At 45.1% G+C, this 16,323-nt stretch carries 11 protein-coding genes; 8 read left to right on the top strand and 3 right to left on the bottom strand.

Annotation, left to right across the window (positions count from 1 at the left end):
* Positions 1-2: 2 nt before the first annotated feature.
* The gene (locus PQ469_RS10175; RefSeq protein WP_274212865.1) at positions 3-1,310 is read right to left on the bottom strand and encodes a cytochrome ubiquinol oxidase subunit I; all 1,308 of its coding nucleotides are present in this window, start codon (positions 1,308-1,310) and stop codon (positions 3-5) included.
* A 288-nt stretch (positions 1,311-1,598) separates the two neighbouring features.
* On the opposite strand from PQ469_RS10175, the gene PQ469_RS10180 reads away from it, so the two are divergent.
* Both PQ469_RS10180 and PQ469_RS10185 read left to right on the top strand, forming a co-directional pair.
* On the top strand, positions 1,599-4,895 hold the full coding sequence (locus tag PQ469_RS10180) for a glycosyl hydrolase (protein WP_274212866.1): 3,297 nt from the start codon (positions 1,599-1,601) through the stop codon (positions 4,893-4,895).
* A gap of 250 nt (positions 4,896-5,145) precedes the next feature.
* A complete protein-coding gene (locus PQ469_RS10185) occupies positions 5,146-5,520 on the top strand; it encodes a VOC family protein (RefSeq protein WP_274212867.1) in 375 nt (124 codons plus the stop codon).
* Positions 5,521-5,648: 128 nt separating this feature from the next.
* Here PQ469_RS10185 and PQ469_RS10190 read toward each other — a convergent pair whose 3' ends face one another.
* Complete coding sequence (locus PQ469_RS10190; RefSeq protein ID WP_274212868.1) at positions 5,649-6,158, bottom strand: hypothetical protein; 510 nt, start codon at positions 6,156-6,158, stop codon at positions 5,649-5,651.
* Between the two features lie 132 nt (positions 6,159-6,290).
* Entirely contained in the window at positions 6,291-7,328 is a 1,038-nt protein-coding gene (locus tag PQ469_RS10195; protein ID WP_274212869.1) for a LacI family DNA-binding transcriptional regulator, read from the bottom strand.
* Between the two features lie 131 nt (positions 7,329-7,459).
* On the opposite strand from PQ469_RS10195, the gene PQ469_RS10200 reads away from it, so the two are divergent.
* The 6 genes from PQ469_RS10200 to PQ469_RS10225 all read left to right on the top strand — a co-directional run bounded on the left by PQ469_RS10200 (position 7,460) and on the right by PQ469_RS10225 (position 16,280).
* Complete coding sequence (locus tag PQ469_RS10200; protein WP_274213820.1) at positions 7,460-8,938, top strand: xylulokinase; 1,479 nt, start codon at positions 7,460-7,462, stop codon at positions 8,936-8,938.
* Between the two features lie 120 nt (positions 8,939-9,058).
* Complete coding sequence (xylA, locus tag PQ469_RS10205) at positions 9,059-10,387, top strand: xylose isomerase (protein WP_274212871.1); 1,329 nt, start codon at positions 9,059-9,061, stop codon at positions 10,385-10,387.
* A gap of 52 nt (positions 10,388-10,439) precedes the next feature.
* Positions 10,440-12,140 (top strand): sodium/sugar symporter, encoded by a 1,701-nt coding sequence (locus tag PQ469_RS10210; protein WP_394349445.1) that lies wholly within the window; start codon positions 10,440-10,442, stop codon positions 12,138-12,140.
* A 474-nt stretch (positions 12,141-12,614) separates the two neighbouring features.
* Positions 12,615-13,814 carry a mannonate dehydratase gene (uxuA, locus tag PQ469_RS10215; RefSeq protein ID WP_274213821.1) on the top strand — a complete coding sequence of 400 codons (1,200 nt, stop codon included), beginning with the start codon at positions 12,615-12,617 and terminating at the stop codon, positions 13,812-13,814.
* Positions 13,815-13,824: 10 nt separating this feature from the next.
* Positions 13,825-15,237 (top strand): glucuronate isomerase, encoded by a 1,413-nt coding sequence (uxaC, locus tag PQ469_RS10220; protein WP_274212873.1) that lies wholly within the window; start codon positions 13,825-13,827, stop codon positions 15,235-15,237.
* Positions 15,234-16,280, top strand: coding sequence for a sugar kinase (locus PQ469_RS10225; RefSeq protein WP_274212874.1), 1,047 nt, complete (start codon positions 15,234-15,236; stop codon positions 16,278-16,280). The genes uxaC and PQ469_RS10225 overlap by 4 nt, the downstream gene beginning before the upstream one ends.
* Positions 16,281-16,323: the final 43 nt, after the last annotated feature.

Genomic DNA, 16,323 nt, shown 5'->3' on the forward strand with positions numbered 1-16,323 from the left:
GGTTATTTGTCGTACAATTTAGGCACCATCTGGATCTGTCTTTTCAGTAGGAAAATAACAAATACGCTCAGGGTGAAGTAAATAAATGTAAACAGGTAAAATGTATACTGGATGCCCGGCATTTTGGTAACCGCCTCGCTGGTACGCATCACACCCTGGATAATCCATGGCTGGCGGCCAACTTCGGTTACTGTCCAGCCGGCCTCTAAAGCTATAAAACCCGTTGGCGTGGCAATAATAAACAGCTTTAAAAACCATGGTTTATTTAGCCATTCTTTCTTTTTCCACAAAGCGATAAAATACAGGATACCGATAAACATCATCAAAGTACCAATACCCACCATCACCTGGAAGGCGTAGTGTGTAATGGCAACAGGCGGCTGATCTTTAACCGGGATTTTATCAAGGCCATTGACAACCGTTTTAAAATCATCATGAACCAAAAAACTCAGCAGGCCGGGTATTTCCAGGCCGTAATTAACTTTTTTAGCAGCCGTATCCGGGATACCACCTATAACAAGTGGCGCGTACTCCTGAGTATGGAAATAAGCTTCCATAGCGGCCAGTTTAGCAGGCTGCCGTTTAGCTGCTCCTTTGGCGGATATATCGCCGCTTAAGGGCTGTAAAATGGCCGCCGCCGCACCAAATACGATGGCTATTTTAAATGATTTGGTGTGGAAAGCAACATTCTGTTTCCGGTAGATCATCAGCGCGTGGATGCCGGCTACTGCGAAACCCGTTGCCGAAAATGCCGCTATCGTCATGTGCAATGCTTCGGAAAACCAGGCCTCGTTGAACATGGCCTTCAGTGGGTCTATGTTGAGGTATTTGCCGTTTACATAATCAAACCCCGATGGGCTGTTCATCCATGAGTTGGCCGCCACTACCAATATGCCCGATGCTATCCCGCTTACACCCACCACAATACCCGTAACCCAATGAAACCAGGTGTTCAATTTGTTCCACCCGTACAGGAAAAAGCCAAGTGCTATCGCTTCAATAAAAAAAGCCGTACCTTCTAAAGAAAATGGCATCCCGAATATGGGCCCGGCATGCTTCATAAAGCCCGGCCAAAGCAGTCCTAACTCAAATGACAACATGGTGCCCGATACTGCCCCGGTAGCAAAAAATATAGCTACGCCTTTACTCCAGGCAATGGTAACGTTTTTGTAAACCGGATCTTTGGTTTTTATCCATTTATAATGCGATATGGCCATAAAAACAGGCATAACCATACCGATACAGGAGTAGATGATGTGAAACCCTAAGGATAAGGCCATTTGCGACCTTGCTGCTATAAAGTCATCCATAGTTGTGATATAAATTATGGTTGAAAGTTAAAAGCTATATCGCACAAATGTAACAGAAATGTTAATTGATATTGAATATGAATTATAGGTATTTTAAAGTGGAGTATTGTATTTGTGGAGGAGATTTTGTAAAAAAAAACACTCTGTAAATTAATAACTTTCAAAATATTTTAAAGAGGACAGCACAGGACAGTTTTGGAAAATATTAATGATAGTTTAGATTACCCAAATCTGGCAGGCATTTAAATGGATGCTGTCAACCCTTTATAACCTATAAGCAAAAACAAAATGAGGCGCCAAAAAAATATATTATTCACGCCGTTGTTGGCTGTTTTCTTGACGACGGTAACTTTTTTTTCATCAACGGCCCAGGTAGCGCCAATTTTGCCGCTGGCGCAGCAACTTAACCGCAGTTTTGGCCAATATGATAAAGCAGCCTTTATGTCGCCGCCAAAAGTTTACTATCCCGAAACCTGGTTCCACTTGATAGGGGGGAATGTTTCAAAAAAAGGCATTACGGCCGATCTGGAAGCCATTGCGCGGTCGGGTATTTCGGGCATCCAGCTTTTTCATGGGCAGTTTGGCGGGCCATGGCCGGGAGTTAGTCCCCAAATTGCATGTTTGAGCCCGCTATGGGAAGATGCCATACGCCATACTGCGCAGGAATGCCGCCGGCTGGGTTTGCGCTTTACCATGCAAAATTGCCCCGGGTGGGCAATGGCCGGCGGGCCATGGATAACACCGGCCAACGCCATGCGCCATTTAGCCTGGAGCAGGATCGATTTAGCAGGAGGGGAGGGTGTAGTAAACATGCACCTTGACCAACCGCAACCCAGCAGCGAACCCTGGCGGGATTACAGAGATATTACTGTACTTGCATTTCCAACACCATTAGGCGATACCGGCAAGCCGCTTGTAGCCCAATCTGTTAAGGGCAGTAGCAATATATCATGGGAGGATTGTTTCCTGAAACAGGCGAAAGAATCTGTGCGGCTTAAACCGGCAGCCACAGGCGAACCGTATTGGGCTGAAGTAACCTTTGCCGATACTGTGACCATCCGGACCATCGAATTGCCGAGCGTTAACAGCATGGGGCACGCCTGGAATTATGAGCCCGGCGTAAAAATAAAGGCGCAGGCTATCATGGCCAACGGTAAAGTAATAGATATTTTAAATACCAATATCCCCCAAGGGAACTGGCAGGATACGCAGCCGCTCTCTTTTGCCTGCACGGAAGTAAAAGGAGCTAAAACGATAAAGCTCTATATCGAAAACAAACACGATATGGCCCTTGGCGTCATCCGTTTCTTTTCGGCTGCCCGCAAAAATAGCTGGGAATCAGAGGCCGGGTGGACCTTGCGCAGCATCGACCGCAGCGGCAAAAAGTACGGGCAATCGCCTAAAAGCTATATCGATCCGGCCCAGATTCGCGATATCACCAACATGATGGATGCGCAGGGCAATTTAAAATGGGCTGCCCCGCGCGGTAAATGGACTGTTTTACGCATAGGCCACGTAAACAGCGGCAAGCAAAATGGCCCCGCCCCGGCAGAGGGTACCGGCTGGGAGAGTAATAAACTTTCAGAGGCCGGCGCCAACGCGCATTTCGCTGGCTATATTGGTAGGCTGTCCGGAGCAAATGGTATACTGGGCGATGGCCTGTTAAAAGGCATGCTGATGGACAGCTGGGAATGCGAAACCCAAACCTGGACACAAAATATGGAACAGGAGTTTAACCGTGTGGAGGCCTACCCGCTGCGCAAATGGATCCCTGCTTTGTTTGGCTATGTGCTGAAAGACCAGGAAACCACATTCAAATTCCTGCGCGACTGGCGGTCGACCTTGAACGACTTGTATACCAACAAGTTTTATGGGCGGATGGCGCAGCTGGCCAAACAAAACAACCTGGCTGTATCGTACGAAACTGCCGCCGGAGATGTTTTTCCGGCTGATATTTTAGAATATTACAAGTTTGCCGATGTACCCATGTGCGAATTCTGGCAGCCTTTTACCAATGGCTACGTAGGCTCGTTTAATTTTAAACCTATTAAGCCGGCTGCTTCCGCCGCACATATTTACGGCAAACCCCGGCTGGGTGCCGAAGCATTTACCTCCTTCGCGCTCACGTGGGACGAGCACTGGCAGGATTTAAAGGAAGTGGCCAACGTGAACATTGTAGAAGGCGTAACACACCTGGTATACCATACCTACACACATAATCCCAAAGCCGATTCGCTGAAGCCCGGTACTTCATTTGGATCAGGCATAGGGACCCCGTTCCTGAGGCAGCAAACCTGGTGGAACGATATGCCACAGCTAAACGGCTATTTTGCGCGTATTAGTTATTTACAGGAGCGCGGTAGGCCGGTATCAGATGTACTTTGGTATCTGGGCGACGAGATAGACCATAAACCCGATCAAAACGCGCCTTTCCCCAAAGGCTTTAAGTATGATTATTGTAACCCCGATGTTCTGCTGAACAGGCTTACTGTGGCAAACGGGATGGTGGTAACGCCCGAAGGGATAAGCTACAGGGTGTTATGGTTGCCATCAACCATCCATATGCTGCCGCAAACATTGGAGAAACTCGAGGCATTGATCCGCGCCGGGGCAACAATTATTGGCGATGCCCCACAATACCTCGCAACGCTTAGCGGCGGCCAAAAATCACAAATCCGTTTCAATACTGCTGTAAAAAACATTTGGGGTGATAAACAACCAAAAGGCCTGCGCAAATTGGGCAAAGGCGCTTTAATTTCAGGAACTTCGCTGGCCGATGCTTTACAGCAAATACAATTAACCCCGGATGTTACCGGCGGAGACGCCATCTGGACACACCGCAAAGCAGAAGGTGCCGACTGGTATTTCATATGCGCGCCAAAAGGCAAAGCATTTAAAGGCACGCTTGATTTCCGCAATACAGGTGCTGCCGAAATGTGGGATCCCCTTAACGGCACAACCAGGGCTGTAGCAGCCGAACAAAAACAAGGTCGTACATCTGTAACTTTTGATTTACCACAGGCGGGCTCATGTTTTGTAGTTTTTAATCATAACCAGCAACAAAACGCCGCAAATAAACCCGTCCAAACAAAAGTAATTGCCACAACCAACCTCTCGGCTCCCTGGGAGCTATCTTTCCCGGAAGGATGGGGCGCACCGCAAACAACCCGCATCAATGAATTAAAACCCTGGAAAGATCTGAACCTATCACCCGAGGCAAAAGCATTTTCGGGTACTGCCGCGTATACCACCACGTTCACCATTGATAAAATTGAGTCAGGTGCGCATTTTTTGCTTAACCTTGGCTCGGTAAATATGATTGCCAAAGTTACCCTGAACGGGAAGTTTATCGGTACCGTATGGTGCAATCCTTACCAGCTGGATTTAACCAATGCTATTGTTGCCGACAAAAATTCGCTTAAAGTGGAAGTAACCAGTACCTGGTTCAACAGGTTGGCCTATGATGCCGGGTTACCGGAAGATAAAAGAAAAACCTGGACGATAAGCGGGCCGGAAAAAGGTTCGGCTTTGAGGGAAAGTGGATTGATTGGGCCGGTGACGTTGGTGGAGGAGAAGGGGTTGTAGGGGCGGCAAGAAAACGTCGGTTATGAATGTTGGCGAAGACTCACCCGGCGAGGCTGCGCCCGTCACCCTCTCTTCGGCTTCGCCGGAAAGAGTGGCTTGCAATGTGATTTAGTTGTAATGTGTGCCAGTGTATTATTTTACAAACCAATCCATAATAATAGTGATGGATTACGTGGGTTTGAGGTAGCGGATACCGATGGTTACGCTTTGTTTTTTGGGAGGCTTAACGCACAATTCTAAATTTATCAAAATGAGTACAAATTATCTGAAAATCAAAAGTATGAGTCCGCAGTTTGTCGTAGCCGACCTTGAGCGTTCCCTGGATTTTTATACCCGCGAACTGGGATTTGAAATTGATTTCCGTTACGAGGATTTTTATGCCGGCATTTTTAAAGGTAGTTACACTATACACCTTAAATTAGGTTACGGAGCTATCGAAAAAAAGGCATTCAAAGCTAAAAATGAACATCTTGACCTGTGTTTTGCGGTAGCAGATATTGACAGCCTTTTTGAAGCGATAAAAAAACAGCCGATAAATATTATACAGCCACTAAGAGAAATGCCCTACGGACGGGAATTTTATATTACTGACCCGGATGGTTATATCCTGAGTTTTTTAGAATAATGTGGTTTCGCTGAGGATGTTTATTATTTGTTATGGAAGAAAGAATTGTTTTGAATTGCCATGCCATGTAGGCTATCCCCACCGGTGTAAGCAAGCATTATTAAAATATCTAAAGGATAACGTGTTAGCTAAAACCAGCTTTTAAGTTCACCCGTCATTTTATCCTGTTCAGGTAGTCCCGTTTTACCGCATATCAGGTCATCAATTCCCGCAGCAATGCTGGTGGCTACAGTCTCATGCCTTATAAAAATGATGATCCAATTGCCGCCGCATAGCCATAAAAATGCAGCAATGCCTACCCACCAGGGACCGCCTCCTAACAGCATAAATACGCCCATAATAGTTGAGGCTATGGTTGTGAAAACAAAAAGCTCACGCATATTGATCTGATAATTCAACCACCAGCTATCATCTTTATAAATTAAACTAAAAGTACCATCGTCAACGCTCCCGAATAAAGACCCTCTCCTGGCAGATGTCGAACCTTTATAGGTTACATGTATATCATCGGCAAGAACGTTATTTGCTTTATCGTCCAATATACTGTTCATTATATATTGCAATACCGCATGTTGGTTATCAGGTGTTATTGTTGCTTTTAATCGCCTGTTATAGCTTACGCTGAATGGGAAAATCATATCTAATGATCTGTTAAATAAAGATAACAGGATTTATTTACAGTAAATAATCAAAAACCTGGGGAAAGCGTTACAATTTGATCATTGGCACCTTCATCTTGGTCGACTTAGAAAATAATATAAATATACTTTCTACCCTTTCCCTTTTCTCGCCGTCGATCCCCTTATAATCAGCTCAGGTTTTATGCTGATGATTTTTGGCTTGGATGTGGTATCGGTATTGCCTTTTTCCTGGAAGTACAGGTTGGCAACCGTGTTGCCCATATAAATACTAAACTGGTCTATAGTAGTTATGGATGGGCTGGTAATTTCCGAGAAACCTTCGTTGGCGTAGCCGCAAACGCCTAACTCCGATGGTACCTTTATTTTCATCGCGTTGGCAACTTCCAAAACACCCAGGGCCGAGAAATCAGATGTGGAGGCAAATATGGCATCGGGAGGCTGGGGCAGGCTTAGTAGTTTGCGGGTACCCTCGGCGCCTAATTCTTTTGTCCAGGCATTTTCAACTATCAGTTCGTCAATCACATCAATATTGTAGGCTTTTAAGGCCCGCAGGTAACCGGTTTTACGCTGTTTAAAAATGCTGAGGTTTTGAGGGCCTTCCAGCAGGGCTATGCGTTTGTAGCCGCTTTCTATCAGGTGCGATACGGCTTCGTACGATGCCTGTTCGTTATCGTTTATTACCTTCAGTGTTTCCAGTTCTTCGGCCACGCGGTCAAACTGGATAAGCTGGATGCCGTGGTCAATCACGTTTTGCAGGTGCTGGTAGTCGTTGCCATCGGCCGATACCGATATTACAATACAATCCACATCCTGGTTTATCAGGGTATTCACGCACTGTATCTCTTTATCATGCGATTCGCCCGATTGGCAGATGATGAGGTTGTAGCCTTTTTGATAGGTTGCTTCCTCGATACCCGCAATAACGTTGGCAAAAAAGTTTTGGTTAATGCGCGGCACCACAATACCAATAGTTTTGGAATGCCCCTTGCGCAGGTTTGACGCCAGGATGTTACGCTTGTAGTTAAGTTCGTCGGCGGTTTTCATGATCAGCTCCTTGGTTTTTTCGTTTACCTGGTTGCTGTTATTCAATGCGCGAGACACCGACGAAGCGGTTATGCCCAGTTTTGCGGCGATGTCATAAATGGTGGTGCGTTTTCCCTTTTTCATTATAAAGTGCAAGTTGGAAAAAATATTTTACGCAATCGATTGTAATTTTAAATATTTATTTAATTTCGTGAAGTTAAATGCCCCAAAATAAACCCGTTTTTACTATTCATGCTAAAACCCCAAAAAAATCCATGTTATTATTAGGGATTGATATAGGTACTTCTTCAGTTAAAGTTAGTGTTGTTAATGCTGATACGCAACAAATTATAACATCAGCACAGTTTCCGGACGAGGAATCGCCGATAAAGGCTGTACATCCCGGCTGGGCCGAGCAGTCGCCACTCATGTGGTGGGACCAGGCGCAACAGGCACTGGCACGCTGCCATGCCAAAGGTGGTTACAACCCGCAGGATATTGCCGCCATAGGGATAGCTTACCAGATGCACGGCTTAGTTTTGGTTGATAAAGACCAGAATGTTTTACGCGACAGCATTATCTGGTGCGATAGCCGCGCCGTTGAAATTGGCGATAAAGCCTTTGCCGCCATAGGCCAGGAAAAATGCTTATCGCACCTGTTAAACTCGCCGGGCAACTTTACCGCGTCCAAACTGGCCTGGGTAAAAGAGAACGAGCCGGAGATTTACGCTAAAATAGACAAGATCATGCTGCCCGGCGATTACATCGCCATGAAGCTAACAGGCGAGATTACCACCTCGGTATCGGCTTTATCCGAAGGGGTGTTCTTCGATTTTAAAACCAACGGCATCTCTAAAGATGTTATCAACTACTTTGGTTTTGATGAAAGCCTGTTCCCGGTTATCAACCCGGTTTTTTCATCTCACGGCGCGTTAAAAAGCGATGTAGCCGAAAAACTTGGCCTTAAAGCCGGCATCCCGGTAACCTATAAATCAGGCGATCAGCCAAATAATGCCTTATCATTAAATGTATTAAACCCGGGCGAGGTAGCTGCAACGGCAGGCACATCCGGCGTAATATACGGTGTAAGCGATCAACTGGCTTATGACCAGCAATCGCGTATCAACACCTTTGCCCACGTAAATTATACCGAAGAAGAGAAACGTTTAGGCGTATTGCTTTGCATTAACGGTACGGGCAGCTTATACCGCTGGGCCAAATACAATTTTGGCGCAGGCTTAGGTTACAATCAACTTAACCAGGAAGCGAAAAAAGCACCTTTAGGCAGCGATGGCCTGCGTGTACTGCCATTTGGCAACGGCGCCGAGCGTATGCTGAACAATAAACAGGTAGGTGCCCATTTTCAAAATATCGACCTTAACCTGCATACCCAGGCGCATATTTTCCGCGCGGTACAGGAGGGTATTGCCTGCGCGTTCCGCTATGGTTTTGATATCATGCGCAGCAACGGCATGAACCCAACGGTAATCCGTGCCGGCAAAAGCAACCTTTTTTTAAGCGAGCTATTTACCGAAACCTTTGTAAACGCCACTGGCGTGCCCGTTGAACTATACAACAACGACGGCAGCGTAGGCGCGGCATTAGGCGCCGGGATAGGTGCAGGCATCTTCAAATCGCCGTCAGAAGCATTCAGCAACACCAAAGCCATCCAATTAATAGAACCAGATCTTTCCGTTAATTTTGAACCTATTTATAATGAATGGAATACGTTACTTAACAAGCAGTTGAGTTAATTCAAAATTCAAAATTCAAAAATGGAGCAGCTGCAAAAAATCACTAATTCACTAACTCGCTAATTCACTAACTAATAAAATCACTAATTCACTAACTCAATAATTCACTAATTAAACAATATGAAAATCATCACAGGCGAAAAGGAATTTTTCAAAGGAATAGGGCAGATAGCTTACGAAGGGCAGGAATCAGATAACCCGCTGGCGTTTCGCTGGTACGATGCCAACAGGGTAGTGGCCGGTAAAACCATGGCCGAGCATTTGCGTTTTGCCTGCGCTTACTGGCATTCATTTAATGGTAACGGCGCCGATCCGTTTGGCGGACCAACCCACATTTTTGCATGGGACGAGAAAACCGACGCTGTAGAACGCGCTAAAGACAAAATGGATGCAGCGTTTGAGTTTATTACCAAAATGAATATCCCTTACTACTGTTTTCATGATGTAGACGTGGTAGATTATACCAACGATGTAAACGAAAACGACCGTCGCATCCAGGCTTTGGTTGAATATGCCAAACAAAAACAAGCCGAAAGCGGTGTTAAATTGCTTTGGGGAACATCAAACCTGTTTAGTCACCGCAGGTATATGAATGGTGCTGCTACAAATCCCGATTTTCATGTATTAGCCCACGCTGGCGCACAGGTTAAGGCTGCAATTGACGCTACCATCGCTTTAGGCGGCGAAAACTACGTTTTCTGGGGTGGTCGTGAAGGTTACATGAGCCTGCTGAATACCGATATGAAACGCGAGCAGGAGCATTTTGCTAAATTTTTACATACTGCTAAAGATTACGCACGCAAACAAGGCTTTAAAGGAAACTTCTTCATCGAACCAAAACCTTGCGAGCCTACCAAACACCAGTATGATTATGATGCGGCTACTGTTTTAGGGTTTTTGCAGAAATATGATTTGCTGAATGACTTTAAACTGAACCTGGAAGTTAACCACGCTACGTTGGCCGGCCATACTTTCCAGCACGAGTTGCAGGTAGCTGCAGATTCTGGTTTATTAGGTTCGATAGATGCCAACCGTGGCGATACCCAAAACGGATGGGATACCGACCAGTTCCCGAACGATATCAACGAAATTACCGAATCGATGATGATTATCCTGGAAGCAGGTGGTTTACAAGGCGGCGGTATTAATTTTGATGCCAAAATTCGCCGTAACTCAACAGATCAGGCCGACTTATTCTACGCTCATATTGGTGGTATGGATATCTTCGCCCGCGCCCTGGTTATAGCCGATAATATTTTGCAGAAATCGGAGTATAAAAAGATCCGTTCCGACAGATATGCCTCATTTGATGCAGGTTCGGGAAAAGATTTTGAGGATGGTAAGTTATCGTTAGAAGATTTGCGTAACTATGCAATAACCAATGGCGAGCCAAAAACATTAAGTGGCCGACAAGAATATTTAGAAAATTTGATAAATCGCTATATATAGCTTATAATTGTCAATCTAACATTATTAAAACCAACTTAACCAAACAATGAACCTGAAAACCCTCTCGTACGGCGATTATGTCGTGTTTTTTATTTACTTCGTTATAGTATCCAGCTATGGCTATTGGGTATACAAGCGTAAGCATAATGCCGACGCGACCTCGAAAGACTATTTTTTGGCCGAAGGATCGCTTACCTGGTGGGCAATCGGGGCATCATTAATCGCCTCCAATATATCTGCCGAGCAGTTTATCGGCACCAGCGGATCGGCGTTCAAGATGGGTTTAGCGATATCAACTTACGAGTGGATGGCGGCAATTACGCTAATTATTGTGGCAGTATTTTTTATACCGGTATATCTTAAAAACAAGATATTCACCATGCCGCAATTTTTGCACCAGCGCTATAACAGCACGGTTGCTATGATAATGGCTATATTTTGGCTGTTGTTATACATCGTAGTTAACTTAATGTCTATCCTTTACCTGGGTGCATTGGCTATCAGTGGTATATCTGGCCTCAACATCTGGTTATGTATTATATTACTCGCAGTTTTCTCGGCATTTATTACTCTTGGGGGCATGAAGGTTATCGGTTACACTGATGTTATTCAGGTTGCTGTGCTTATTTTAGGCGGATTGATGGCTTCTTACCTGGCGCTAACTTTATTGAGTGAGAAGGAGGGCACTACAGGTTTATTAAATGGATTTAAAATATTACATTCAGAAGCTTCAGACCACTTCCACATGATCTTCAAGAAGGATAATCCTAACTACATGGATTTGCCTGGTTTATCAGTTTTAATAGGCGGTATGTGGATTACCAATCTTAATTATTGGGGCTGTAACCAATATATTACACAAAGGGCTTTGGGTGCAAACCTTAAAACCGCCCGTGGTGGTATTCTTTTCGCGGCTTTCCTTAAACTATTAATGCCTGTTATTGTGGTATTACCGGGTATTGCCGCTTATTTATTGTACCAAAAAGGCATGTTCCACCAGGAAATGATGAGCTCAACAGGTGTAACTGATCCTAATAAAGCTTATCCATCTTTATTGAACTTATTGCCAACCGGCTTAAAAGGCCTATCGTTTGCGGCACTAACGGCGGCAATTGTAGCTTCTTTAGCAGGTAAAGCCAATAGTATAGCCACTATATTTACATTAGATATCTATAAAAAAGCTATCAATCCCGGGGCTACTGATAAAAAATTGGTAAATCTTGGTAAAATATCTGTTCTCGTTGCTTTGGCATTAGGCGTTATTTTATCGTTTTTTATCGGCAACGCTTTGATGGGCGAAGGTAAACAAGGGTTCCAGTACATCCAGGAGTATACAGGGTTTGTATCTCCGGGTATATTTGCCATGTTCATTCTTGGTTTTTTCTGGAAAAAAGCTACATCAAACGCGGCCTTGTTTGCTACAATTGGAGGTTTCATTATGTCGTGTGTATTTAAAGTTTTACCACGCTTTGCCGATCTTAGCTTCCTGTCGCCATACGGTTTCTCCAAACTGGCTTTACAGGATGATAAGGTAACCAAACTGTACGAAATACCTTTCCTTGACCGTATGGGCTTTGTATTTGTTATTTGTATTATAGGTATGTACATCATATCAAAAATTGAAACTGCCAAAGGTGTTGTTACCAATGGCCTTGAAATTGACGCATCGATGTTTAAAACTTCGAAAGGCTTTTTGGCCGGTGCGGTAATTATTACAGGTATCGTGGTTGCACTTTACTCTGTTTTCTGGTAGCAGACAATTTTGTTGAAATACTTAAAGAGCGGCGGGTTTTACCTGTCGCTCTTTTTTTTACCCACAGCCTCACAGCCGGATTAATTCAATGAATTTAACACCACGCATCGCCTGGATTAAAAATATTAACCGATGGTAGTGTACCACCCTGTGCCAGGGTGTACCACCCCGTGCCAGGGTGTTTCATCCTGTTTCACTTGTTCCGGTACACACAGTTTGTATTTAATCTATGCAGTTTACAACGCCTCTTCCATGCCCATTTCTACTTACCGCAGGTAAAGACATTTATTCTACTTTTTTTGATCGAGATTCACCCTTTTGCAGTTTTCTTAAAACTTGTATACACACAGCAGCCTTTGGAGAGGGCAGGGTGAGGCTTCTCCGCAATCGTTATCGTAGATTGTTGCAAATATCGTTTCCATCCTAAACTAATGATGTGTAATTTGCCCGTTCAAACTACAATACCATTAACCTATAGTGAATAATTTAGAAGAAACATTCCGGTGGTTTGGCCCTGCCGATCCGGTTACACTAACAGCAATTTCGCAATCCGGGGCTACCGGCGTTGTTACAGCACTTTACCACATCCCAGTTGGCGAGGTTTGGAGTTTGGATGAAATCATCCAGCGTAAAAATATAATTGAGGCAGCCGGTTTACGATGGTCGGTTGTAGAGAGCGTGAATATTCACGAAAGCATAAAAACCGCCGGTGCCGATAGGGATACATATATCCAAAACTATGTGGCTACGCTTCAAAATCTGGCGCAGGCAGGTATCAATATTGTATGCTACAACTTTATGCCCGTGCTTGATTGGACACGAACCGACCTGGATTACCTGCTGGCCAACAAGGCAACTGCCTTAAGATACGATGCTAAAGCTTTAGCCGCATTTGATTTGTATATACTGGAGCGCCTTGGTGCGCGCGATGATTACAGTGCCGCCCAACAGCAGGTTGCCAAACAATACCTTGACAATATTACCGCCGATGAACGCACGCAACTGATCAATAACCTGATGGCAGGTTTGCCAGGCACCAATAAAACATTAACTATTCCCGAATTTAAAGAGCACTTAAAGCGCTACGCCGATGTTGATGCCGCTGGTTTGAAGGAAAACCTTGCCTATTTTTTACGTGGAATTATCCCGGCGGCCGAAAAAGCAGGGGTTAAAATGTGCATCCACCCGGACGATCCTCCATTCCCGATATTGGGCCTGCCAAGGGTGGTATCTACAGAGCAAGACCTTGCCGACCTGGTGAACTATTACCCTTCGCCAAGTAACGGCATCACTTTTTGTACCGGTTCATTAGGGGCAAGGGCTGATAATGATTTACCGGGAATTGTTGAACGTTTAGGCGAACATATTCACTTCCTGCACCTGCGCAATGTGCAGCGCGAAGCTGATGGCAGCTTTTACGAGGCCGAGCATTTGGGTGGTAGTACCGATATGTACGCCGTAATGAAGAATATTGTATTGGAGCAGCAAAAACGTGTGGCCGATGGCCGGGATGATATTGCCATACCCATGCGCCCCGATCATGGACATAAACTGCTGGACGATTTTAACCACAAAACTTACCATGGCTACTCGGCCATAGGCAGGCTGAAAGGGCTTGCCGAGTTACGGGGGCTTGAAATGGGCGTTAAGCGCTCTTTATTGGATAAAGCATAACCTACTATTGATGAAAAACTTTTTAGATAAAGACTTTTTATTAACTACCGAAACCGCGCGGCGCCTGTACCATGAATATGCCGCGAATTTGCCTATTATTGATTACCACAGCCATTTGCCGCCCGACCAGATTGCCGGCGATATTAACTTTGAAAACATAACCCAGGTATGGCTCAACGGCGACCATTATAAATGGCGTGCCATGCGTGCCAACGGCGTTGATGAGGATTACATTACCGGGAAGAAAACCGACCTGGAAAAATTTGAACAATGGGCGGCCACCGTACCCTATACACTGCGCAACCCGCTTTACCATTGGACACACCTCGAACTGCAGCGGTATTTTGATATTCACGACCTGTTATCGCCGGGTACGGCCAGGCAGATTTATGAGGAGAGCAGTAAAAAGTTGCAATCTCCGGAGTACAGCATCCGCAATATTATCAAAAGCAAAAATGTTGAGGTAATATGTACTACCGACGACCCGCTGGACGACCTGGCTTATCATCAAAAAATAAAAGCTGATGGCTACGAAGTACAGGTGTTGCCAACTTTCAGGCCGGATAAGGCTATGAATGCCGATGATTTGGTAGGATTAAACTTGTACATTGATAAACTGCAGGTGATAGCAGGCACCGCTATCAATACTATTGATGCCTATTTATTGGCCTTAAAAGGCCGCCACGATTATTTTGCAGCAAACGGCGGCCGGTTATCCGACCATGGTTTGGAGCAGGTATATGCCGAAGATTATACCGATGCCGAAATAGCGGATATATTTATCAAGATCAGGAGCAACCAGTCCCTTGATGTAACCGAAGCTTTGCAATTTAAATCGGCCATGCTGCATAATTTTGCTTTGTGGAACCACGAAAAAGGCTGGGTAATGCAGTTGCACCTGGGTGCCTTACGCAATAACAACGCCCGCGGACTAAGCGAACTTGGACCGGATACCGGTTGGGATTCGATAGGTGATTTTTCGCAGGGCAGGGCTTTGTCTAAATTCCTGAACCGGTTGGATACAACCAATCAGCTCAGCAAAACCATCCTGTATAACTTAAACCCGGCCGATAACGAACTAATGGCATCCATGACCGGTAATTTTAACGATGGCTCGGTAGCAGGAAAAATCCAGTTTGGATCGGCCTGGTGGTTTTTGGATCAAAAGGACGGCATGACCAAACAGATGAATGCGTTATCCAACATAGGGTTGCTCAGCAGGTTGGTAGGGATGCTTACCGATTCGCGCAGCTTCTTATCTTTCCCAAGGCACGAGTATTTCCGCAGGCTGGTTTGTAACCTGTTCGGCGATGATATCGAAAACGGAGAATTGCCAAACGATATGGCATGGACGGGTAAAATAGTGCAGGATATTTGTTATTACAACGCGAAGAATTACTTTAATTTCGATCAGAGCAAATGAGTACGGCATTTGAAATAACTGGATCAAAAGGCCGCATCCTTTCATTTGGAGAGCTGCTTTTGCGGATTTGCCCCGATGCCGGCGGCCAATGGCTTAACGATAACCAAATGCCGTTTTTTATAGGCGGTGCCGAACTGAATGTAGCGGGCGCTCTGGCGCTTTGGCAATTACCATCGGCATATTTTACTGCCCTGCCGGATAACGCAATGTCGGCCCAGATAATTGATCACCTGGAGGCAAAAAAGATTGATACTTCTCCGGTACATAAGCAAGGCGACAGGATAGGGCTATACTATTTAACCCGCGGCAAGGATATTAAAAACAATGCCCTTATTTATGACCGCGCGGGCTCGGCATTTGCTATGTTAAAACCCGGCCAGGTTAACTGGGATAAAGTTTTGGATGGTGTAAGTTGGTTCCATTTCAGCGCCATATGCCCGGCCATAAGCCAGGATGTGGCCGATGTTTGCCTGGAGGTGCTGGAAGCTGCTTCGGCAAAAGGGATCACCATTTCTGTTGATTTAAATTACCGTTCAAGATTGTGGAAATATGGCAAGCAGCCTATAGATGTAATGCCACAACTTGTAAAATATGCCGATTTGGTGATGGGTAATGTTTGGGCGGCCGAATTGATGCTCGGCATCCCGGTAGCGCCGGATATTCATGAATCGGGACAAAAAAGCATTTACCTTAAAGAGGCGCTTAAAACGTCAGAAACCATCATGGCCCAATACCCCAAATGCAAAGCTGTAGCCAATACTTTCAGATTTGACGCCGGCGAGGGTATTAACTATTATACGGCTTTATACACCGGGGATAAGTTATACAACTCCAGCCAGTATGAAACCGATAAAGTGGTTGACAAAGTTGGCAGCGGCGATTGCTTTATGGCCGGGCTTATTTATGGTTTTTACAATAACCTTGGGCCGCAGCAAACATTACAGTTTGCAACCGCCGCCGCATACACCAAACTGTTTATTGAGGGCGATGCCACCAATAAAACAGTTGAAGAAATTACTAATGTCGCGTTAGCCGCGAACTGACTGATAATCTTGAGTCGAAAGTCTTAAGCCTTAAGTCGAAAGT

This window comes from Mucilaginibacter sp. KACC 22773, assembly GCF_028736215.1.
Lineage (GTDB): Bacteria > Bacteroidota > Bacteroidia > Sphingobacteriales > Sphingobacteriaceae > Mucilaginibacter.

Coding starts and splice junctions, on each gene's coding strand:
- PQ469_RS10175 (WP_274212865.1), bottom strand. CDS start 1,310: ATGGATGACTTTATAGCAGCAAGGTCGCAAATGGCCTTATCCTTAGGG.
- PQ469_RS10180 (WP_274212866.1), top strand. CDS start 1,599: ATGAGGCGCCAAAAAAATATATTATTCACGCCGTTGTTGGCTGTTTTC.
- PQ469_RS10185 (WP_274212867.1), top strand. CDS start 5,146: ATGAGTACAAATTATCTGAAAATCAAAAGTATGAGTCCGCAGTTTGTC.
- PQ469_RS10190 (WP_274212868.1), bottom strand. CDS start 6,158: ATGATTTTCCCATTCAGCGTAAGCTATAACAGGCGATTAAAAGCAACA.
- PQ469_RS10195 (WP_274212869.1), bottom strand. CDS start 7,328: ATGAAAAAGGGAAAACGCACCACCATTTATGACATCGCCGCAAAACTG.
- PQ469_RS10200 (WP_274213820.1), top strand. CDS start 7,460: ATGTTATTATTAGGGATTGATATAGGTACTTCTTCAGTTAAAGTTAGT.
- xylA (WP_274212871.1), top strand. CDS start 9,059: ATGAAAATCATCACAGGCGAAAAGGAATTTTTCAAAGGAATAGGGCAG.
- uxaC (WP_274212873.1), top strand. CDS start 13,825: ATGAAAAACTTTTTAGATAAAGACTTTTTATTAACTACCGAAACCGCG.
- PQ469_RS10225 (WP_274212874.1), top strand. CDS start 15,234: ATGAGTACGGCATTTGAAATAACTGGATCAAAAGGCCGCATCCTTTCA.